Below are 19,903 nucleotides of genomic sequence, written 5' to 3' on the forward strand. Positions count from 1 at the left end.
TCTATCCTTAAAAATCGTGCTTGCGGATGTTGCGCAGCATCTTTTGCAGGGTATGGGTAAACCCGCGCTTTTCCTCGTCAGAGATGCCGTGGAACATCGCTTCAAAGGCCTGTGCCATATGCGGCCACAACTTGTCATTGGCCTCACGGCCGGTATCGGTGACAAACACCCGCACGGCGCGGCTGTCAGTGCCATCCGTTTCGCGGCGGATCAGACCATCGCGCACCAGCGCATCCAGTGCGCGGCTAAGCGTGCTTTGCGGCACCACAGCATAGACCGCCAATTCACCAATCAGAATGCCGTTGACCACGGATAGAACTGCCAGTGCCCGCATCTGTGACGTGGTCAGCCCCAGCGCCGCCATTTCTTCTCTCAGCGCCGCATTATAGCGGCCCATGATCCTGTTCATCAGGTAGGGCGCATAGTTTTCCAGCCCCAATTTGCCCAGACGAGGCAACGGTGCGGTCACATCTCCAGACTGGTTCATGCGCCCAATCCTTTTGCCACGTTGAACCCTGATCCCCCGCCCAATCCCGGACCGGGATGCGTGGAGGCGCCAATATGGTACAGCCCCTTGACAGACGTGGCATTGTTGACTTGGCTTCCGAAGGGACGCCAGACAAAGAACTGGTCCAGCGCACAAGCACCGCCGTAAGGATCGCCACCTACCAGATTGACGTTCAGCGCTTCCAGATCGGAAGGGGAATAGGCCCTCCGCGCCAGTTTGGCCACGTCGAAATTGCGGATATGAGCGCGCAGGATGGCTTCGATCCGGTCGGCAAAGGCTTCGCGCGTGACCTCGCTCCATGTGCCGTCTGTCTTGATCTCGCCCGCCGCATCGCCTTTGATCACGCGCGGCGCATCAGGGATTTGCACCCACAGCACGGCTTTGCCATCGGGGCAGCGCGTGGGGTCCAGACGGTGCGGCTGACCCACGCAGATGGTAGGCACGGCAGGCAGCATTCCGCGCTCTGCCTCGTTGCACGAGCGTGAAACGGAATCGATCCCGTCCGCCAGATGGATCAGCGCCACATTGTCCAGACCCTCGGCGGCCCAGTCAAGTGGCGCATCAAAAGCATAATGCAGCTGGAAATTGCCCCGTCCGTACCGGAATTTCTTGGAACTTTCGGGGGTGTGATTGCCGCCCAGCAACCCGTCATATAGCTGGCCCGGTGCCGTGCTAGCTATCACATTTTTCGCATGCAGCGTCTCGCCCGCTGCCGTCTCGACTCCGTCCGCCTTACCGTTGCGGATGAGGATGCGCGTGACTTCTGCGCTTGTGCGGATCTCGCCGCCATGTGCCTCGATCAGGGAGCGGAACGCCTGTGCCGCCTGCCCTGCTCCGCCCTTCACAACCGGAGCGCCAGCAGCCTCCAACGCGAACGCTATCACACGCACCATCTGCCCGCTATAACTGGCCTCGGGCGTCAGCCCGACATGCAGCACCCACGGCGCCCAAAGCGCTTGCACATCTTCAGACGCGTAGCGCGTTTCCAGCCAGCCGCGCGCAGGTTCCAGCGCCTGCCCGAACCATGCTTTGGTGTTGTTCAGCCCGTGCTTCCAGACCTGTTTGGCCAGCAGTACCGCCACGCTGCGCGACCACAAGGGCTGGCCCAGCAAAGAAAACAGAAAATCAGCGTCATGCTCGATCCCGCCGATATCGCCGCGCAACTGGTCGCCATCCCCCTGCGACAAGGCGTTGAAAGCGGCGGCATTGGCATCACGGTTCTGGCTATAGACCAGCGCATGTCCATTCGGACGCAGCACGGCGGTGGGCTGTGCGCTATGGCAGAACTCCAGCCCGTATTTCGCAAGATCATCCCCTAACGCACCATGCGCAGGACCCGTCAGGAACAAAACAAACGTGGCTGCCATCACGTCATGATGGAACCCCGGCAGGGTGAGTTGGTCGGTTGCCATACAGCCACCGATCCGGTCCTCACGCTCCAGCACGAGAACCTTGTCGCCTTTGCGGGCAAGCATCGCGGCAGCAACCAGCGCATTAATGCCCGACCCCACGATGATGTGATCCAGACCTACCACCGGATCAGCCTTTGGGAACCAGCGCCAGCGCGCGGATCGGAGAGCCTGTACCGCGCGCAATCTTCAACGGTGCGGCGATCAGGATTGCACCCTTTGCGGGCAGCTTGTCCAGATTGGCCAGCGACGCGAGGCCAAAACAGTTATCACGGTGCAGCATGTTGTGCGCCGGATAGGGTGGCTCCATCCCGCCGGCCTGCCCCGCATCGGTGCCGATGCATTGCGTGCCCCAACCCACAATGCCCTTGGACAAAAGATATTCAATTGCGTCCGGTGTGGGGCCAGGGCTGTGCGGGCCTGTCTCGTCCGCGTTCAGAAATTTGTCCTCATCGTCCACGCGCTTGTCCCAATCAGTGCGCATCACAACCCATTCGTTCTTGCCGATCTCGCCGTGCTCTTTCTCCCACGATTTGATCTGCTCCGCGGTCAGCAGAAAATCCTCGTCCGCCGCGCTTTGTGCAGAGCAGTCGATTACGTTCACGGGTGCGACCAGCCGCTGCACATCCAGCGAATCGGTGAAGCCGTCGGCGTAATCCTTGCCGGTGATCCAGTGGTGCGGCGCATCGAAATGGGTACCGGAATGCTCTCCCAGAACCATCCAGTTCCACGCGAAAAACGGGCCGTCATTATCATATTCGGAAATCTTGTGGATCTCGACTTTGGGGGTGTTTTTGGCAAAATCAGGTGGCAGTTGCAGGATCGGCGTGTCCGGCCCCAGCACTCCGGAGCAGTCAACAACCTCCACACCGCCCGAGGCCAGCATACCGGCAAGAGCGGCCAGATTTTCAGATGCATTCATTTTCTTCTCCCTGATCATGACGCGGCATTCTCTCCGCGAGTGCGTGATAATTAAAACAGATAGACTTTGTTACATGCATTTGCAATTATATTCAAAGCAACCATGGAAGGGGGGCTCATGCTAAACACTTCAGATGCCGTCATCATCGGTGCGGGGCATAACAGCCTCGCGTGTGCGTGCCATCTGGCGCAGCGCGGCTGGCGCGTTGCGGTATACGAGCAGGCAGCCGTGCCCGGCGGTGCTGTTAAAACCGGCGAATATACCCTGCCAGGGTTCCGCCATGACTGGGCCGCGATGAATATGTCTCTGTTCGCAAGCTCAACATTTAATAATGAAAATGCAGCGGATCTGGCGAAACATGGTCTGGCGTTTGCACCAACATCGCATCCTTTTGCTTCCGTATTCCCCGATGACCGCTGGTTTGGCGTGTCCAGTGATCCCGCATTGACAACCGCCCGTGTGCGCGGCTTCTCGCCCGCCGATGCCGCTGCCTGGACCAAGCTAACAGACAGCTTCCATGACGATGCCGAATCAATCTTTGCCGTCCTCGGCTCGCCTATGAATTTACGTGCATTTACATCTTTAGGTTGGAAAACTCTGCGCAAGCGGGGCACTGGAGGTGCGCTTGATCTGGCGCAATTCCTGCTCAAATCGCCGCGCTCATGGCTGGACCAGACGTTTGAGAGCGACCACATCAAGGCAACCTTGGCGGCGTGGGGCATGCATCTGGATTTCGCCCCTGACATCGCTGGCGGCGCGGTGTTCCCGTACCTTGAGGCGATGGCCGGTCAGGCCTTTGGCATGGTGCTGGGGCAAGGCGGCGCGGATACGGTGACCCGCGCGATGGTGTCCCTGATCAAAGCACGCGGCGGCACTGTGACCTGCAATGCCCGCGTCACTGCAATCAACCATACGGCGGGCCGCGCCACAGGTATCACGCTGGAAGATGGCAGCACCGTGATAGCAACCAAAGCGGTGATCGCCAATGTCGCCCCCTCTGCTCTGCTGCGCCTCACCGGCGGCACAGGCGACGCGCGCCACGATACCGCCATGCGCACCTTCCAGCACGCGCCCGGCACGATGATGATCCATCTTGCAATGGACGCCCTGCCAACCTGGATTGCACCCGAATTGAAACGCTTTGCCTATGTTCATCTTGCCCCCTCGATGGACCAGATGGCGCGCACCTATGCGCAGGCCAAGGCGGGGCTGCTGCCGGATGAGCCTGTGATTATCTGCGGCCAGCCGACAGTCGTGGACCCCACGCGCGCGCCGAAGGGAAAACATGTCCTGTGGCTTCAGGTTCGCATGGCGCCCGCTGTGATCAAGGGCGATGCCGCCGGTCAAATCACCGCAACCAACTGGGACACCGCAGCAGAGCCGTTTGCAAACCGTGCGCTGGATATTCTGGAGCGCTATGCGCCCGGCACCCGCGCCCATATCCTTGGCCGCCATATCGTGACACCGCAGATGCTGGAGGCGGATAACCCAAACCTCGTCGGTGGCGATCAGATCTGTGGCAGCCATCATTTGCACCAGCATTTTATGAACCGCCCCGCGCGGGGCTATGCAGACGGCACCACGCCGCTGCGCAATCTCTATCACACCGGTGCCGCTGTCTGGCCTGGTGGCGGTACGGGCGCAGGCCCGGGGACGATGCTCGCCAAGAAGCTCGCCCGTTAAACACAATCCAACAAACACCCAAGGGAGAACCACCATGCCATTTACACGCCGCAGTCTACTCAGAACCTCGGTTGCCGCAGCAACACTCGCCACTGTCGGTCTGCCCAGCTTTGCCCAGAACATCGAAGAGCTAGTCATCGCCTATAACGTGAACTTGCCCAGCTGGGACCCCACCGTCGGCCCATCCGCCGTGAACCCGACCATTCAGGGGCTCTATCAATCCGTCTTTGACAACTTCATCCCGCAGAACCCCGATCTGAGCTTTGGTGATGGCCTGATTACCGCATGGGGCTGGAACGACGACCGCAGCCAAATCTGGATGGACGTGCGTGAGGGGGTCACATGGCACAACGGCGATCCCTTTAGTGCCAAAGATGTCGCATGGTCGCTCCAGCGCGCTGCCAACCCCGAAACAGGCAACCCGATCCAGTTCATCTGGGGCAAGGTCGAGAACATTACCGCCGAGGGCAACCGCGTCACCGCAGACGTCAAGGAATACGAGCCCACGTTCTTCAAATGGATGTCCTTCCTCACCGGCTATGTCATGCCAAAGAAATACATGGAGGAAGTCGGCGCAGACGGTTTCGAGGCGGCCCCCATCGGCACCGGCCCCTATATGGTCGAGCGGTTTGAGCGGAATGCCTTTGTGCGCCTCAAGGCCAACGAAAACTATTGGGGCGGCGCGCCGGAGTTCAAAACCGTCACGATCAAATTCGTGACCGATGCTTCTTCGCGTGTGGCCGAGGTGGAATCCGGCAACTCCCACATAACGCTGGAAATCCCCTATGAGGAATACGACCGCCTCAAGGAGAAAGACGGGCTGGCTGGTGTGACCACCCCCATCTCTGACATCGCAATGATTTTCCTTAATGACATCGACGTGATGACGGACCCCAACGTGCGCAAGGCTGCCGCCCATGCCATTAACAAGCCGCTGATCATTGAGCGTTTGCTATCCGGCTACGGTGTGGCAATTGATACGCTGCAAACGCCTGATTACGTCGCATACGATCCCTCAATCAAAGTCGAATATAATCCGGAGTTGTCCAAAGAGTTGTTGGCCGCATCGGGCTATAGCGTGGACAATCCGGTCAAGTTCACCATCCAGACCACGCGCGGGTTCAAGCCGAAAGATTACGAGATGGTACAGGCCATCGTGGGGCTGTGGCGTCAGGTCGGCATCGAGGCCGAGATCGAAGTATACGAGATCGCCAAGCATTTCGAGCTGCGCGCGGCAGATCAACTTGCTCCGGCGGCCTTTTACAACTGGGGAAACTCGGTTGGTGATCCGACCACTTCGACGGGCTTTGCCATGTTCGGCCCATCACCACACTCGGTCTGGGACGGGCAGGATACTTTCGACATGATCGCACCACTTTGGGGCGAGGCGGACGAGGAGAAACGGATCGAGGGCTGGAAAGCCGTAGACCGTCACATCGCCGCCGAGGCCGAAGTAATCCCGCTGCTGCAATTTGTGCAACCGATCGTGCATGCCACAGGCGTCAAGGTGACGCCGCACCGCTCTGGCGCGCTGTTGCCACATCTGATGACCCGCGCGTAACGCTGCCCAAAGGGGCGCACAGTCCGGTGCGCCCCTCCTCTTTTAATGTCCGGAATTTTATGGCCCTCCTGCGCGCGATCCTCATCCGCCTTGGTACCACATGCCTGACGCTGCTGGGCGTTGCGGTGATTGTGTTTTTCGTGATCCGCGTGGTTCCGGGAAACCCCATCGCCATGATGCTGCCCCCCGGTGCGACCGATGCTGATATCGCGCGCCTTCAGGCACAATACGGCTTCGACAAATCCATCCCCGAGCAGTTTGTGATCTGGCTGGGCGGCGTGCTTCAGGGTGATTTCGGCACCTCTATTTCGACACGTCAGCCGGTGTCGGGTTTGGTTCTGGGCCGCCTGCCCGCCACGCTGGAGCTGTCGATCGTGGCCTTGTTCATGGCCTCTGTGATTGGTGGCGCGCTGGCGCTGACCGGCACGCGCCTGCGTGGCACACGTTCGGAAGGTGCCATAGATGTCAGCGCGGGCATTGCCCTGTCAGTGCCTGATTTTCTGTGGGGGCTGGTCCTGATCCTGCTGTTCGGCGTGCTCTGGCCGGTGTTCCACATATCGGGCCGGATATCCCCCAGCCTAGACATTGATTTCACAACCAATTTCTACCTGTTCGAAGCACTAGTGCGCCTGCGGCTCGACGTTTTGGCCGATCTGGCGGGGCATATGTTCATGCCGGCCTTGGCCCTTGCTATCCCGCTGGCCGCGATAATCGCGCAGCTGCTGAAACAATCGCTAAAAGAAACCATGCATCTTGATTACGTCACCCTCGCGCGAACCAAAGGCTATAGAGAGCGCCATGTCATCACCCGAGAGGCGCTGCCGAACGCGATCCTGCCCACCCTCACGCTGGTCGGCGTGCAATTCACTTTCCTGATAGGCGGCACCGTCATCATCGAGCGGCTGTTCAGCTATGAGGGTCTGGGCAATATGGCCATCGACGCTGTGATCAACCGAGATCTGCCGCTAATCCAAGGCATCGTGCTGCTTTTTGCGCTGCTGTTCACCGCCGTAAATCTGGTCGTCGACATGCTCTATGTCGTGCTTAATCCGCGGTTGCGGCATGCGTGACGCGCGCATCGACTTGAAGCGCCCAGTCGGCGCGCGCCTGTGGTTGTCGGGTGGCTGGCTGACGCTGCTGATGCTGGGCGCGCTGCTGGCCCCGTGGATTTCCCCGCATGATCCGCTCGCGCAGGATCTGTTTGCCGGCCGCCTGCCCCCGTTCTGGCAGGACGGTGCGCAAAGCAGCTATTGGCTGGGCACGGATTCACTGGGCCGCGATGTCCTCAGCCGGATGCTGCACGGCGCGCGGCTGGCGTTGATTGTGGCGCTGGTGGCCGGCACGCTAACCTGCATCGTGGGTGCCACGCTGGGGCTGATCGCGGGCTATTATCGCGGCTGGCCGGATATCATCATCTCGCGGCTTGTGGACATCTGGATGGCTTTTCCGCCCGTGCTGTTCGCCATTCTGCTGATCGCGGTTCTGGGCACAGGGCTGCTGTCCATCATCATCGCCATCGTGGTGATCGACTGGACTCGCTTTGCCCGCGTGGTGCGCGCCGAGGCCATGGGTCAGGGTGCGATGGATTATGTCGCCTCCGCACAGATCTCGGGGCGCTCGCGGTTTTCCATCATGCTCACCGAAATCCTGCCCAACGTTGCGCCCACTATTGTCGCCCTGCTGACGCTGGAAATGGGCATCGCTGTGATCGTCGAAGCAATCCTGAGCTTTGTGAACCTCTCGATCAGCACGGATTCCCCCACATGGGGCGGCATGATCGCGGAAGGGCGCACATCGGTCCACCAAGCGTGGTGGGTACTGGTGTTCCCGCTGATCGCCCTGTTCCTCACAGTGCTCAGCTTTTCTCAACTGGGCGAAGGTCTCAAAGACCGCTTTGATCCGGTGCTGAGATGACCGCGCATCTGTCGATCCGCAATCTGTCGGTGTCGTTGAATAATGGCACGCGCATCCTGCGCCGCGTCTCGCTGGATGTGGGCGCAGGTCAGGTTCACGGGTTGGTCGGTGAAAGTGGTGCGGGCAAATCCATGATCGGCAAGGCCGTTCTGGGCACCCTGCCCCATGCCATGAAAATCACGAGCGGTGAAATCCGCTTTGGCGATGTGGATTTGATCGCGCTGGCCCCCGCTGCGCGGCGCACATGGATCGGGGCCAATGCCGCACTGATCCCGCAGGACCCGCTGACAGCGCTGAACCCCTCCAAACGCATCGGCCCGCAGATCACGCGGCGGCTGGTGGATATTTTGAGCTGGACCAAACCAGACGCCCACGCCCGCGCGCTGGAGTTGCTGGGCGAGGTGCAGATCACCGATCCCGCCCGCGTGCTGCGCAGCTATCCGCACGAATTGTCGGGCGGCATGCGCCAGCGCATCCTGATCGCCTCCGCCTTCGCCGCAGAGCCAAAACTAATCATCGCGGACGAGCCGACGACCGCGCTGGACGTGACGGTGCAAAAGCAAATCCTCAAGCTGATTGCCCAGATGCAGGCACGCCATGGCACCGCGTTGCTATTTGTGACCCATGATCTGGGTGTCGTCAGCAAGGTCTGCGATACGTTGTCGGTTCTCTATGCCGGCAAAGTGATCGAGGATGCGCGCATGCGCAGGTTTTTCATGCGCCCCATCCACCCCTATTCCCGCGCGTTGCTGGCCGCGACACCGACCTATACAAACCCCACCGGATCGCTGACCCAGGTGCCACAATCGGTCATCGACAGCGTGCAAGAAGACATCCGGTTCCACGACATCAGGAGCCGCACATGATTTACCGCATCCGCGATCTGCGCCTCAGCTTTGCCGATATGGCGCGCAAGCCCCTGCTGCGCAGCGCCCCGCGCATTGAGGTGCTTAAAGGTTTGAGTTTTGATCTGACCAAAGGCGAAGTGCTGGGGATTGTCGGCGGCTCCGGCTCGGGGAAATCCACGCTGGGCCGCGCGATGGTGCGCCTGATAGAGCCGGACAGCGGATCTATCGAATTTGAAGGCCACGATATCACCCACGCGGACGAGGATGTGTTGCGCCCGCTGCGGAACCGCTTCCAGATGATTTTCCAAGACCCCATGTCCTCGCTTAATCCGCGCAGGAGGGTGGGCGGCATCATCGGCGGGCCGCTGCGCCTGCAAGAACGGGCCGGCATCCCCGCCCGCGTGGACGAGGCATTGGATATGGTCGGCCTGCCCCGCACGTTTGCGCAACGTTACCCGCACGAGTTGTCAGGCGGCCAGCGCCAGCGTGTCGGCATCGCCCGCGCCATTGCGTTGCGGCCCCGGTTCATTCTGGCGGACGAGATTGTCTCGGGCCTTGATGTTTCCTCGCAGGCGCAAGTCCTCAACCTGCTCGAAGAGCTGGTGCGCGAATTAGGCCTAACGCTGGCGTTTATTAGTCATGATCTATCCGTGGTCCGGCGTCTGTGCACCCGCATTCTGGTCCTGCACCACGGCGAAATTGTCGAGGAGGCGGAGACCGCCGCCCTGTTTGCAAACCCGCAGGCAGACTACACCCGCAGCCTGCTGGGTGCGATCCCCCTGCCCGATCCGGATCAGCTCTGGCTCTAGAGGTGCAAGAACTGCTCAACATGGGCGCGCTGTGCAGCAAACTCGGCCGCATCGCCTTTCCACGCAATCTCGCCCTTTTCGATCAGGAAATAGCGGTCTGAAATCCGGCTCAACTCGTCCAGGTTTTTGTCGATCAACAGGATCGACAGCCCCTCGCGCTTGAGAATCCCCAGCATGCTCCAGATCTCTTCGCGGATCAGCGGCGCCAGGCCTTCGGTCGCCTCGTCAAGGATCAGCAGGCTCGGGTTTATCATTAACGCGCGACCAATCGCCAGCATCTGCTGCTCTCCGCCGGAAAGCTGGAAACCGAAGTTTTTCTTGCGCTGGCCCAGACGCGGAAAGGTGTCATAGACCCGTTCCTCGGTCCAGCCATCCGCTTGGGCGCGCGCCGTCGCACGCAGGTTTTCACTAACACTGAGCGAGGGGAAGATACGGCGGCCTTCCGGCACCAAACCCAATCCAGCCCGCGCCACTGCGTAGGGGGGCGCACCAGTCATATCCGCACCGTTAATCATGATCCGTCCGGCAGACGCTTTCAAAAGCCCCATTAGGCAGCGCACGGTGGTGGTTTTTCCCATCCCGTTGCGCCCCATCAGCGTGCTGACCTGACCGGCTGTGATGTCCAGATCAATGCCGAACAGAACGCGCGTATTGCCGTAGCCGGCGGTCAGCCCCTTGATATCCACAAGTGCGCTCATGGGGCGTCTCCTCCCAGATAGGCGGCGCGGGCGGCGGCACTGGCGCGCACTTCGTCCGGCGTACCTTGAGCGACAATCCCGCCTTCGACCAGCACAGACACCGTATTGGCCAGCTGGAAAATCGCGTCCATATCATGCTCCACCAGCAGCATCGGAGTGCTCGCGCGCAGCTCGCGCAGCAATGTCACCAGTGCTGTGCCTTCCGCGCGGCCAAGCCCTGCCATCGGCTCGTCCAGCAGCAAAAATCTGGGCTTGGCCACCAACGCAATGCCCAGTTCCAGCAGCCGCAATTCACCGTGTGACATATCACCTGCGGCGATATGAGCACGGTCGCCAAGGCCCACCCGCTCAAGCGTATACTGTGCCAGATCGTTCAACGCCGTCTCATGGCTTGCATCGCGGAAAAACCGCATGCTGGAACCGGATTTGGCCTGCGCGGCAATAGCGAGGTTTTCCAGCACGGTAAAGCTGGGCAGCACAGAGGTGATCTGAAACGTCCGGCCGAGCCCCGCCTGAACACGGTCCGAGACCGAGAGGTTCGATATGTCGCGCCCATCCAGCAGAATCTGGCCGAAATCAGAGCGCAGCACACCGGAAATCTGGTGGATCAACGTTGTCTTGCCCGCCCCGTTAGGGCCGATCAGGGCATGACACTCCCCCTCGGGCACACTCAGCGAAACATCGCAGCAGACATGCAGCGCGCCAAAACTCTTGTTCAGCTTACGGATTTCCAGCGTGCTCATGATGTCTGCCCCCGCGTCTGCTTGGGCACCAAGAGATCGCTCAGCCCGCCTTTTGCGAACAGAACCATCAGCACCAGCAAGGGACCATAGATCAGCCGCCATTCGGCAAAGAACGATCCCAGAACCTGCTCGATGATCACCACAAAGAACGCGCCCAGAATAGCCCCGTTGCGTGTGGCCAGACCGCCCAGCACAACCACAACAATCAGATCGCCCGAATGTTGCCATGTCGCAATCGCAGGGCTGACAAACTCCGCGTGCTGCATCATCAGCAGCCCCGACACACCGGCAATCATCGCGGCGATGACATAGGCAATAAGGCGGTAGCGGTTCACGGCATAGCCCATAACCTCCGCCCGTTCAGGATTGTCCCGCGCCGCGCGCAAGACGCGGCCAAACCGCGACCGGCTAATCCGGAAAATGCCCCACCACGTCAGAAACAGCGTTCCCAGCACCACGAAATACAAGCCGCCATCGCTCTGCACGACATCACTGCCGAAAAAGGTCCCCAGTGTCCACAGTGTCAGCCCGTCGTCGCCGCCGTACGCCGCCAGTGAGGTGAGCGTAAAATAAATCATCTGCCCGAAGGCCAGCGTAATCATCAAAAAATAGATACCGCTGGTGCGCAGGGCAAGGCTGCCGGTGATCATCGCAACCACCCCCGTGACCACCAGCGTGATCGCCAGCAGCACCAGAATATTCTCAATCCCGCTTTCAAGCGCAATGGCCGCCGCATAGGCACCCACCCCGATAAACGCCGCATGCCCCAGACTGACAAGCCCGCCGTGGCCGATCAGCAAATCAAGCGAAAGTGCGGCAATCGCCAGCAACATCGCCTTAATGATCAGCCCCGCCAGATATCCCGCACCCAGCAGCGGCAGAATAAACGGCATAGCCAGCAGCAAACCGAAGATAATGCCGCCAAACAGCAACGCGCGGTCCATCATGCGACCCCTTTTGCGGGCAACAGCCCTTTGGGACGGAACACAAGAATAGCCGCCATCAGAATATAAATCATCATTGAGGCCAGCGCCGGCCCGATCTGGTTGGCAAAAGACGGGTTGAACACAAATGACAGCATCTCGGTCGCCAAACTGCGGCCTAGCGTGTCGATCAGCCCCACCAGCAAGGCCGCGACAAACGCACCACCGATGGACCCGATACCACCAATAATAATCACCACAAACGCCACGATCAGGATGTTATCCCCCATCCCCGGTTCTATCGCGAATATCGGTGCGGCAATCACGCCGGCAAAACCGGCAAGCATCGCACCCACACCGAAAACAATCATAAAAAGTTGCTTGATATTCACCCCCAACGCCGAGACCATATCGGGCGTTGTGGCCCCAGCGCGGATCAACATGCCGATGCGCGTATAGCTAACCGTGAAGAACAGCAGCAGCGCCACAGCAAGGCCCGCAAAGATGGTGAAAAACCGGTAGACCGGATAGCGCAGCGTCTCTGTCAGCTGGATGGAGCCGGACAGGAATTCAGGCGGTGCGATGGACAGGGTCGCGGGGCCAAATAGGACCTTGGCCAGTTCGTTGAGGAAAATGATGATCCCGAAGGTCGCCAGCACCTGATCCAGATGGCTTCGGGAATACAGATGCCGGAACACAAAGTATTCCAGCACCAGCCCGAACACCAGCGCCGTACCCAGCGACAAAACCACCGCCAGCACAAAGCTGTCCGTGAGCTGCGTGTAGGCAAAGATCAGATAGGCCCCCACCATATATTGCACCCCATGGGCCAGATTGATGAAACCCATCACCCCGAACACCAGCGTCAGCCCCGCGGCAATCAAAAACAACAGCATACCGTACTGTAGCCCGTTCAGGCACAGAATCAGAAAAAGCGTCAGCGACATCGGAATTCCTAAATCTTGGACAATGCGGAGCCTGCGCGATATCCGCGCAGGCTCCTGTTTGTGGTGCTCAGATCACATCTTGCAGTCTTGATGGAAGCTGTCCGCATAGTCCGTGGCAACGTTTCGCACAAAAGAGGTGTGGAACTGGCCGTCGTCGCGCTTGACCACCGTCAGCATGTGGAAATCCTGCACAGGATAGTGGTTGTTGCTGAACGAGAAATCACCGCGCAGGGAAGTGAAATCAGCCTCCTTGAGGGCGGCACGCACGGCATCCTTGTCGACCAGATCACCGCCGATTTTGGTCACGGCACTGTCGATCAGGCTGGCCGTGTCATACGCCTGCATGGCGTAAGAGCCGGGGATATAGCCATACTTTGCCTCGAAGGCAGTCACAAAAGCGCTGTTCGCCTCGTTGTCCAGATCGGGCGCCCATGATCCTGCGGACAGGAAGCCCACGGCGGCGTCTTTCTGGCCGGGCAGCGTCGTCTCGTCCGTGGTGAAGACGGACATGAATTTCATGCTGTCGGAGAGACCGGCATTGGCAAACTGGTTGACCAGACGCACACCCATACCGCCGGGCATAAAGCTGAACAATGCGTCCGATCCAGAGGTCGAAATACGCGCCAGCTCTGCTGAGAAATCCTGATGGCCCAGTGGCGTGAACACCTCGCCGGTCAGCGTGCCCTCGAAGGTCTGTTTAAACCCTTCGATGTTGTCACGCCCCGCCTGATAGTTCGGCACCAACGTAAAGACGTTTTTATAGCCTTCCTCGTTCGCGATCATCCCGCTGACTTCGGCGTTCTGGTTGTTCTGGTACGAGGTCACAAAGAAATATGGATTGCAGTTTTTGCCCGCAAAGGTCGAAGGACCGGCGTTCGGGCTGATCAGAAACGTATCGGATTCCACAACCGGTTTGAAAATCGCCTGCAACATGTTCGAAAACACTGTGCCCACAACGAAATCCACTTCGTCCTTCTCCACCAGCGATGTCGCCTTAAGCAATGCCACATCGGGCTTCAATTCGTCATCCTCGATGATCAAATCAACCTTGCGGCCGCCCAGCATGCCGTCCTTCTGGTCCAGCGCCAGTTGGAAGCCGTCCACGATCTGCTGGCCAAGAGCGGCTGGCGGACCCGATAGCGTGACAACCATCCCAATTTTCAGATCTTCGGCCAGTGCTGTGGTGCCCATCAAGGCACTCAGAACAAGTCCGGTCTTCAGACGTCCAAGGTAATTCTTCATTCTTGTCTCTCCCGTTGGTTGCCCCTTTTTGACGGGGCTGTTTGTTTATGCACGAAGCGTACCGCACTATTGCGAGAACTTTGATGTTTGTCAGTTTTTTCCTGCATGATCGTCTGTTTTAGACGCAAAACCGGCCATTTTCGCATAGCCTTTCACAATCGCTTCGCGCTCTGCATGGCTCAGAACATCGTCGATCCGTTTGAACCCCGCAGGCGCGCGTTTCTCGACCTCGTCAATCACCCTTTCCGGCCCGCCGAGGCGGTTCGTGCGGACGACTTCGGCCGTTTTCGGTAACCGCTCCAGCTCGTAGCGGTACAGCGCCTCGCGCGGATGCTCGGACTGCACCAAAAAATCAGCAAGGCAGCGCGCATCCAGAATGGCCTGTGCCGATCCGTTGGACCCCACAGGATACATCGGATGTGCGGCATCGCCCAACAGGGTCACACGGCCATGGGTCCAACGGGGCAGCGCATCACGGTCGGCCATCGGGTACTCATAAATCGCACCACTGGCACGCACCAGCGCTTCCAGATCAATGCCCGGCACATGGAACCGTTTGGCATAGGGCAGCACCCGCGACAGCTGCGCCATCTTGGACCAACTCTCGGGCGGCGGGGTCGAGACACTGGGATCAGCCACGCGCACGTTGACGACCCAGTTCATCAACTGCTTGCCATCCTTGGCGGGGGCAATGGGGTACAGCACCAACTTGCCCGCCAGCCCACCCGCAATCGCCATCGTCTCGCCGTCCTCCCAGACGGGCCATTCGACAGCACCGCGCCACATTACAACACCGGGCCAGCTTGGCGGGCCTTCGTCGGGGAAAAACTGCCGCCGCCCGACACTGTGGATACCGTCCGCGCAAACCAGCACCTCCGCGCGGAAGGTCCGCGAGGAACAGCCATCGGTGGAATCGTTGAAATGTGCGGTCACACCCGCCTCGTCCTGCACAAACCCCGACAGACGCAGGCCGGTTTGCACCGCATCTTGTCCCATCCGCTCGATCACCGCATCCAGCAACAGCTTTTGAAGCCGGCCGCGGTGGATGGAAAACTGCGGATGATCATGGCCCGCATGTATTCCCCGCGCCTCGCGCCAGACTTCCTGCCCGCTACGTGTCAGATAGCGCAATTCGCGCGTGCGCAGGCCGACTTCGTCCAGACGCGGCAGCAGACCCAGTGCGGCCAGTTCCGCGATGGAGTGGGGCAGCGTGTTGATCCCCACGCCCACTTCGCGCACCTGTGCCGCCTGCTCGACCACCTGCGCCTTGATCCCGCGCTGGTGCAGCATCAGCGCGGCCGTCAGCCCACCAATCCCCGCACCTGCAATCAATACGGTCATGCGTCGCCCCCTTCTGGGGGCGGCAGGAAATCAACCGCATGGGCGGCAGACACGGCCACAACCTCCGCCGGATTGGGCATCGGCCCCATGTTGTTAAGCGCCCAGAACAGATCATAAAGCCGCAGCGCCGGCGTGACCCAGAACAGCGTCTTGATCGTGCGGTCCGACTTGTTGAAAATCCCGTGCGGGATGCCGCGCGGCAGCTTTACCAGATCCCCCGGCTCACCCGTCAACGCGTGTCCATCCAGAACGAAGTCAAATTTCCCTTCGAGGATATACAAAAACTCATCCTGTTCGGGATGGATATGCGGCGGCACAAAAGTACCGGGCGGCAGGGTTGCGTGCCATGAAAAGCTGTCCTCGGTCCACTGCTTGGGCACGTAAGTCTGCCCCAGTATGTTCCAGCGTATCCCCTCAATGCTCTCGCCCGAACGGACAATGCCCGGCTCCATTTTGATCATCTGCTTGTTCCTTTAAAATCACCGGTAAACGCAGCCGTCAGCGGGCTATCCGCCTGCTTCAACGCGCCCAGAATGGTGAAATGGTTATGCACACCGTCAATATGGCAGTGCGTTTGCGCGTCCAGCCCCGCCCACATGATCGCCATCAGCTGCGACTGGCGAATGAACTCGGGCCGCTCGCTACCACCAACCCAGCAGGTCAACGGACTGGACCCGAAGGGCGCGTGCAGGACAGCACTTTCCAGCGCCGCCTCGGGCGCATCCAGTTGCAGCGTTTCGTTCATCTGCGTGTGAATCAAAGGGCGCAGATCATGCAGACCGCTGATCGACAAAGTATGCACAATACGCGCCCTCACCGCATCGGACAGCGGACTGTCATCACACAGCATCCGCGTCACCAGATGCCCGCCTGCCGAATGACCGGCCAGACAGACCGGCCCGCCCACGCGCGCTGCCGCAGTGGTGATCGCGGCTCCGATCTCGGCGGTAATCTGGTGGATGCGGGCGTGGGGCGTCAGCGTATAGCTGGGGATGCACACCGCCCAGCCAAGCGCCCGCGCGCCTTCGGCGAGATCGCTCCAGTGGGACTTATCCAGCCGCATCCAGTAGCCGCCATGCACAAACACGGCCAAGCCCTGCGCCGGACCATCAGGCCGGATAATGTCCAGCTTGTGCCGCGCACCACTGCCATAGGCGATGTCCAGTTCCAGCAGCGCAGGGTCCAGTGCCGCACGGTATCCCGCCGCACGTTTGGCCCAGAAGTCCGGCAACGCATGGGAATTTCCCACATGCGCCATATTGGCAAAGGCATCGTCCCAGACGATAGCTGCCATCATGCACCTGCGTCAGGAGGCGGCAAGAAATCAACTTCGTGCAGGGCAGAAATGCGGGTCAGCTCGGCAGGATCAGTGACACCGTCCAACTGCACAAACAGATCATAGAGCTTGCGCGAGGGCGCCACGCCAAAGATACAGGTAGCGATCTGGCCCGAGCGGTTGAAAATCCCGTGCGCCTCGCCGCGCGGCATCTTGACGGTGTCCCCTGCCCCTGCCTTGTGGACGTCTTGCATAAACTCCACCTCCAGCGCGCCACTGATCACATAAATCCACTCGTCCTGATGCGGGTGAATATGAGGCGGCACAAAACTGTCGACGGGAATGGTGGCATGCCACACAAACGCCTCTTCGGTCAGCAGCTTGGGGACATAGGTCTGGCCGACCACGCTCCAACGCTGGTCGTTCAGCCCGCTCGCAGACAATGTTACGCCTTTTTCCATCGGTAGTTTCCTTTATTTTGCATCTTCGGCTGTCACTGTGCATGCAATCCGTAAAACCCGTTATCCATAAAACGAACGTATCTTGGCTCAGCCTATTTCAAGCTTGAAATATGTTTGGCATTCTCTAGTTTGGGGGAAAGGAGTCTAAGCCCGCGATGATCCACCCGCTGCACCAGACATATTTTTCCAACTATTCCGTCCTGCGCACCAGTGATCTGGAAGAGGCGCGCACACGTGTTTCGCAAAAATTCTGCGATCACCGTCTGGATCTGGCCGACCGCACCGCGCGCCTCAGCGTGGCCCATAATGCGGTTCGCGGGACGCATCTATCCGTGAATTATCTGTCCTATGGCGCGGAAGTGATGGTTGATCCGGGCTATCTGGGCGCGTTCTATCTGTTCCAGATACCGCTATCGGGCAAGGCGCTGATCCGGCACCGCGGGGATGAGATTACGGCCCATGCGCGCGCTGGAACTCTGCTTAATCCCGACCGCCCTACGCGGCTGCACTGGGACGCCGAGTGCTCCCAACTGCTGTTTCAGATTGACCGCACCCATCTGGAAACAGTGGCAAGCGCCCTGACTGGTGCGCCGCTGCCGGGGCCGGTGCGGTTTGATATGTCGGTGGATTTCTCAACTTCCAACGGGCAAAAGATACATCGCAGTTTTATGGCCTGTGCAAAAGCGGTCGAACGTGGCGTCTTGTTCCAGCGCCCGCTGTCGAGCCTTGATGCACAAGTCGAATTCGACCTCGTACAGACCCTTTTGACCCAGCAAAACAGCAATATCAGCCACATCATTACGCGTGCGGATACCGCGGCGCGCCCCCGTGATATCCGCCGCGCGCTGGACTATATGCATGCCAAACTAGGCGAGCCGATCACAATCACCGACATCGCGCAAGCGGCCGATGTGAACATACGCACCTTGCAAAAGAGCTTTCGCCAGACCCTTGGTCTCACGCCCATGCAAGTATTGCGGAACGCGCGGCTGGATACGGCGCATTATCTGTTAATGGCCCGCTGCAATACGCCAAGCGTCTCCGACACGGCCTATTCCACCGGCTTTTCCCATCTCGGCCGGTTTTCATCTTACTACCGCGGCCGCTTTGGCCACAGGCCAAGCGAAGGCCCTCAACCATAAACACCACTGCCAGTAGCAGTCAGACGAATGCGAACCAGTCTAAGTCTGTCGCGGCCTTAATCTATTAGGCTGCGCAGAGATCACGTCACTCAGCCAGCGCGGCAGCACGGTTCAGCTTGAAATTGACTCGGTTATTTAGATGACGCTCCTGGTTGAAATGATTGTAAACAGAGGCATGAACTGCAACGAATTTCTGTAAAGTTCGCATGCGTCTGAAGCGAAGCATGGCCCGTTCCCGCCCTCGAAAGGGCTGGTGGGAATTCTCTTCTCGATCGTTAAGCCAACGGCCGATTTCCTGTTTGATCGAGCGACTTTGGCGCTCCCTAAAATATGAGTGCATCTACCTCAATGCATTTGAAACCGGTTCGGAAACACGCGCCAGGATTGAAAAGTGGATCGCATACCACAACGCAGAACGGCCGCATTCCACGCACGGAATATTGATTTCAGATGAAGCATATGACAGAAAAATGGAACCAATGAGATCAGCAACCTGAATTAAACTCTGTTCCACCTTAAGTTGGCTACTAACTGGTCGAATTACTGGGACCACCTCTGATACAACCGCTAGAGCATTTTGATTTCAAACGGGAACGGCCAGCCATTTCTAGGCTTGGGCCACCCTATCAAATGTGCCTCATGCACGCGTCGTCGAAACACTTGACCGTCCCCCCCAAGCTCTTCGACAAGCTGATAAGAAGCATAGAGTAGATAAGACTGGGCAAGGTAGTCCCCGTATGCCGCGTCGTGATACATGCGCATGAGGAACATCCATCGACTATCACTTTCATCGCAAAAACCCTCAGGCCGATCCAATCGAGGCAGCCTATCCTTAACAGGAGGGTTCAACCAAACCCGTTCGTCATTTGATCCATCATTACCCGGCAAAGTTCACATAGCTCCAGATTAAGACGAACTGGCGCTTTGGTGAGGCATTTGGCTTCAGCTCTTTTCCAATCATTCGTTTACAGCTCATTCCATCGCGTTCAAACCAAAGGGAATGTGGCAACGCACCTACGACCGCAAACGGTTTGAGATACAGTGGTGCCAGAACCAAGCAGACCAACTATTTCTCAGCAAGTTTGTGCACCTTCTCAGCGCAGAAGAACACATAAGTACCCGTCAAAGCCTTTTCGCACGTTCGCTTGGGTACTCTAGTGGATCACTTATACTACCATTCTCTCTCTAAGCAGCGCGTCACTCACCAAGCATTGGCAGCTAGGAACTGGTGGGAAGCCTATATACGCCAAGCCGCAGTTCTCGCATTTTGCGTGAAGGACACTTTTTACCCTTCAACTGCCCATGTAAAAAAATTCTTACCCGCGCCGGTCCGCTTAACTTTCTTTCCAGAGTTTGCCCCCCGCCCAGCCTCGACATTACGGAGGGTATCTTTCAACGTGGGGATTCACCTCTGCACCATGTTTGAAGTGGTCCTGCTTTTTAGGACAGTTTTGCGGCTTGGCTAAGATGCATCTG

Annotated in this window: 19 protein-coding genes and 2 pseudogenes; 8 read left to right on the forward strand and 13 right to left on the reverse strand. The window is 58.9% G+C overall.

Features of this window, described 5'->3' with window-relative positions; translation table 11 throughout:
• Positions 1 to 7 precede the first annotated feature (7 nt).
• From V7730_RS14825 to V7730_RS14835, 3 genes are read right to left on the reverse strand one after another with little or no spacing between them, the layout of a single operon-like run.
• Entirely contained in the window at positions 8 to 487 is a 480-nt protein-coding gene (locus V7730_RS14825) for a MarR family winged helix-turn-helix transcriptional regulator (protein ID WP_335748376.1), read from the reverse strand.
• Positions 484 to 2,043: a phytoene desaturase family protein gene (locus V7730_RS14830; RefSeq protein WP_335748377.1), complete on the reverse strand. Its 1,560-nt coding sequence runs from the start codon at positions 2,041 to 2,043 to the stop codon at positions 484 to 486. The genes V7730_RS14825 and V7730_RS14830 overlap by 4 nt, the downstream gene beginning before the upstream one ends.
• Before the next feature lie 4 nt (positions 2,044 to 2,047).
• Positions 2,048 to 2,839, reverse strand: coding sequence for a cyclase family protein (locus tag V7730_RS14835; RefSeq protein ID WP_335748378.1), 792 nt, complete (start codon positions 2,837 to 2,839; stop codon positions 2,048 to 2,050).
• A gap of 117 nt (positions 2,840 to 2,956) precedes the next feature.
• Here V7730_RS14835 and V7730_RS14840 point away from each other — a divergent pair, with 117 nt between their 5' ends.
• From V7730_RS14840 to V7730_RS14865, 6 genes are read left to right on the forward strand one after another with little or no spacing between them, the layout of a single operon-like run.
• On the forward strand, positions 2,957 to 4,522 hold the full coding sequence (locus V7730_RS14840) for a phytoene desaturase family protein (protein WP_335748379.1): 1,566 nt from the start codon (positions 2,957 to 2,959) through the stop codon (positions 4,520 to 4,522).
• Between the two features lie 34 nt (positions 4,523 to 4,556).
• The gene (locus V7730_RS14845) at positions 4,557 to 6,083 is read left to right on the forward strand and encodes an ABC transporter substrate-binding protein (RefSeq protein WP_335748380.1); all 1,527 of its coding nucleotides are present in this window, start codon (positions 4,557 to 4,559) and stop codon (positions 6,081 to 6,083) included.
• 59 nt (positions 6,084 to 6,142) lie between these two features.
• On the forward strand, positions 6,143 to 7,153 hold the full coding sequence (locus tag V7730_RS14850) for an ABC transporter permease (protein WP_335748381.1): 1,011 nt from the start codon (positions 6,143 to 6,145) through the stop codon (positions 7,151 to 7,153).
• Positions 7,146 to 7,997, forward strand: a complete 852-nt coding sequence (locus V7730_RS14855) for an ABC transporter permease (protein ID WP_335748382.1) — start codon at positions 7,146 to 7,148, stop codon at positions 7,995 to 7,997. Before V7730_RS14850 ends, V7730_RS14855 begins: the two co-directional genes overlap by 8 nt.
• A complete protein-coding gene (locus tag V7730_RS14860) occupies positions 7,994 to 8,863 on the forward strand; it encodes an ABC transporter ATP-binding protein (protein ID WP_335748383.1) in 870 nt (289 codons plus the stop codon). Before V7730_RS14855 ends, V7730_RS14860 begins: the two co-directional genes overlap by 4 nt.
• Complete coding sequence (locus V7730_RS14865) at positions 8,860 to 9,654, forward strand: ATP-binding cassette domain-containing protein (protein ID WP_335748384.1); 795 nt, start codon at positions 8,860 to 8,862, stop codon at positions 9,652 to 9,654. Before V7730_RS14860 ends, V7730_RS14865 begins: the two co-directional genes overlap by 4 nt.
• On the opposite strand, the gene V7730_RS14870 is transcribed toward V7730_RS14865, so the two are convergent.
• From V7730_RS14870 to V7730_RS14910, 9 genes are all read right to left on the reverse strand, one after another.
• On the reverse strand, positions 9,651 to 10,352 hold the full coding sequence (locus tag V7730_RS14870; protein ID WP_335748385.1) for an ABC transporter ATP-binding protein: 702 nt from the start codon (positions 10,350 to 10,352) through the stop codon (positions 9,651 to 9,653). The genes V7730_RS14865 and V7730_RS14870 overlap by 4 nt on opposite strands.
• Complete coding sequence (locus V7730_RS14875; protein ID WP_335748386.1) at positions 10,349 to 11,095, reverse strand: ABC transporter ATP-binding protein; 747 nt, start codon at positions 11,093 to 11,095, stop codon at positions 10,349 to 10,351. The genes V7730_RS14870 and V7730_RS14875 overlap by 4 nt, the downstream gene beginning before the upstream one ends.
• Positions 11,092 to 12,042 carry a branched-chain amino acid ABC transporter permease gene (locus tag V7730_RS14880; protein ID WP_335748387.1) on the reverse strand — a complete coding sequence of 317 codons (951 nt, stop codon included), beginning with the start codon at positions 12,040 to 12,042 and terminating at the stop codon, positions 11,092 to 11,094. Before V7730_RS14880 ends, V7730_RS14875 begins: the two co-directional genes overlap by 4 nt.
• Positions 12,039 to 12,965: a branched-chain amino acid ABC transporter permease gene (locus tag V7730_RS14885; protein ID WP_335748388.1), complete on the reverse strand. Its 927-nt coding sequence runs from the start codon at positions 12,963 to 12,965 to the stop codon at positions 12,039 to 12,041. The genes V7730_RS14880 and V7730_RS14885 overlap by 4 nt, the downstream gene beginning before the upstream one ends.
• A 72-nt stretch (positions 12,966 to 13,037) precedes the next feature.
• On the reverse strand, positions 13,038 to 14,207 hold the full coding sequence (locus V7730_RS14890) for an ABC transporter substrate-binding protein (protein WP_335748389.1): 1,170 nt from the start codon (positions 14,205 to 14,207) through the stop codon (positions 13,038 to 13,040).
• Positions 14,208 to 14,297: 90 nt separating this feature from the next.
• Entirely contained in the window at positions 14,298 to 15,548 is a 1,251-nt protein-coding gene (locus V7730_RS14895; protein WP_335748390.1) for a flavin-dependent oxidoreductase, read from the reverse strand.
• Positions 15,545 to 16,009: a cupin domain-containing protein gene (locus tag V7730_RS14900; protein WP_335748391.1), complete on the reverse strand. Its 465-nt coding sequence runs from the start codon at positions 16,007 to 16,009 to the stop codon at positions 15,545 to 15,547. Before V7730_RS14900 ends, V7730_RS14895 begins: the two co-directional genes overlap by 4 nt.
• Entirely contained in the window at positions 16,006 to 16,845 is an 840-nt protein-coding gene (locus V7730_RS14905; RefSeq protein WP_335748392.1) for an alpha/beta hydrolase, read from the reverse strand. The genes V7730_RS14900 and V7730_RS14905 overlap by 4 nt, the downstream gene beginning before the upstream one ends.
• Positions 16,842 to 17,285: a cupin domain-containing protein gene (locus tag V7730_RS14910; protein WP_335748393.1), complete on the reverse strand. Its 444-nt coding sequence runs from the start codon at positions 17,283 to 17,285 to the stop codon at positions 16,842 to 16,844. Before V7730_RS14910 ends, V7730_RS14905 begins: the two co-directional genes overlap by 4 nt.
• 155 nt (positions 17,286 to 17,440) lie before the next feature.
• Between V7730_RS14910 and V7730_RS14915 the strand changes: the two genes are divergently transcribed.
• Positions 17,441 to 18,427, forward strand: a complete 987-nt coding sequence (locus tag V7730_RS14915; protein ID WP_335748394.1) for an AraC family transcriptional regulator — start codon at positions 17,441 to 17,443, stop codon at positions 18,425 to 18,427.
• 85 nt (positions 18,428 to 18,512) lie between these two features.
• On the opposite strand, the pseudogene V7730_RS14920 reads toward V7730_RS14915, so the two are convergent.
• Positions 18,513 to 18,728, reverse strand: a pseudogene (locus tag V7730_RS14920) (DDE-type integrase/transposase/recombinase); the annotation flags it as partial.
• Position 18,729: 1 nt separating this feature from the next.
• Between V7730_RS14920 and V7730_RS22675 the strand changes: the two are divergent.
• Positions 18,730 to 18,924 (forward strand): annotated as a pseudogene (locus V7730_RS22675) (integrase core domain-containing protein); the annotation flags it as partial.
• Positions 18,925 to 19,903 lie beyond the last annotated feature (979 nt).

This window comes from Sulfitobacter sp. (assembly GCF_036961165.1).
Classification (GTDB): Bacteria; Pseudomonadota; Alphaproteobacteria; order Rhodobacterales; family Rhodobacteraceae; genus Sulfitobacter.

Coding starts and splice junctions, on each gene's coding strand:
- V7730_RS14825 (WP_335748376.1), bottom strand. CDS start 487: ATGAACCAGTCTGGAGATGTGACCGCACCGTTGCCTCGTCTGGGCAAA.
- V7730_RS14835 (WP_335748378.1), bottom strand. CDS start 2,839: ATGAATGCATCTGAAAATCTGGCCGCTCTTGCCGGTATGCTGGCCTCG.
- V7730_RS14840 (WP_335748379.1), top strand. CDS start 2,957: ATGCTAAACACTTCAGATGCCGTCATCATCGGTGCGGGGCATAACAGC.
- V7730_RS14845 (WP_335748380.1), top strand. CDS start 4,557: ATGCCATTTACACGCCGCAGTCTACTCAGAACCTCGGTTGCCGCAGCA.
- V7730_RS14850 (WP_335748381.1), top strand. CDS start 6,143: ATGGCCCTCCTGCGCGCGATCCTCATCCGCCTTGGTACCACATGCCTG.
- V7730_RS14855 (WP_335748382.1), top strand. CDS start 7,146: ATGCGTGACGCGCGCATCGACTTGAAGCGCCCAGTCGGCGCGCGCCTG.
- V7730_RS14860 (WP_335748383.1), top strand. CDS start 7,994: ATGACCGCGCATCTGTCGATCCGCAATCTGTCGGTGTCGTTGAATAAT.
- V7730_RS14865 (WP_335748384.1), top strand. CDS start 8,860: ATGATTTACCGCATCCGCGATCTGCGCCTCAGCTTTGCCGATATGGCG.
- V7730_RS14870 (WP_335748385.1), bottom strand. CDS start 10,352: ATGAGCGCACTTGTGGATATCAAGGGGCTGACCGCCGGCTACGGCAAT.
- V7730_RS14875 (WP_335748386.1), bottom strand. CDS start 11,095: ATGAGCACGCTGGAAATCCGTAAGCTGAACAAGAGTTTTGGCGCGCTG.
- V7730_RS14880 (WP_335748387.1), bottom strand. CDS start 12,042: ATGATGGACCGCGCGTTGCTGTTTGGCGGCATTATCTTCGGTTTGCTG.
- V7730_RS14885 (WP_335748388.1), bottom strand. CDS start 12,965: ATGTCGCTGACGCTTTTTCTGATTCTGTGCCTGAACGGGCTACAGTAC.
- V7730_RS14890 (WP_335748389.1), bottom strand. CDS start 14,207: ATGAAGAATTACCTTGGACGTCTGAAGACCGGACTTGTTCTGAGTGCC.
- V7730_RS14895 (WP_335748390.1), bottom strand. CDS start 15,548: ATGACCGTATTGATTGCAGGTGCGGGGATTGGTGGGCTGACGGCCGCG.
- V7730_RS14900 (WP_335748391.1), bottom strand. CDS start 16,009: ATGATCAAAATGGAGCCGGGCATTGTCCGTTCGGGCGAGAGCATTGAG.
- V7730_RS14905 (WP_335748392.1), bottom strand. CDS start 16,845: ATGATGGCAGCTATCGTCTGGGACGATGCCTTTGCCAATATGGCGCAT.
- V7730_RS14910 (WP_335748393.1), bottom strand. CDS start 17,285: ATGGAAAAAGGCGTAACATTGTCTGCGAGCGGGCTGAACGACCAGCGT.
- V7730_RS14915 (WP_335748394.1), top strand. CDS start 17,441: ATGATCCACCCGCTGCACCAGACATATTTTTCCAACTATTCCGTCCTG.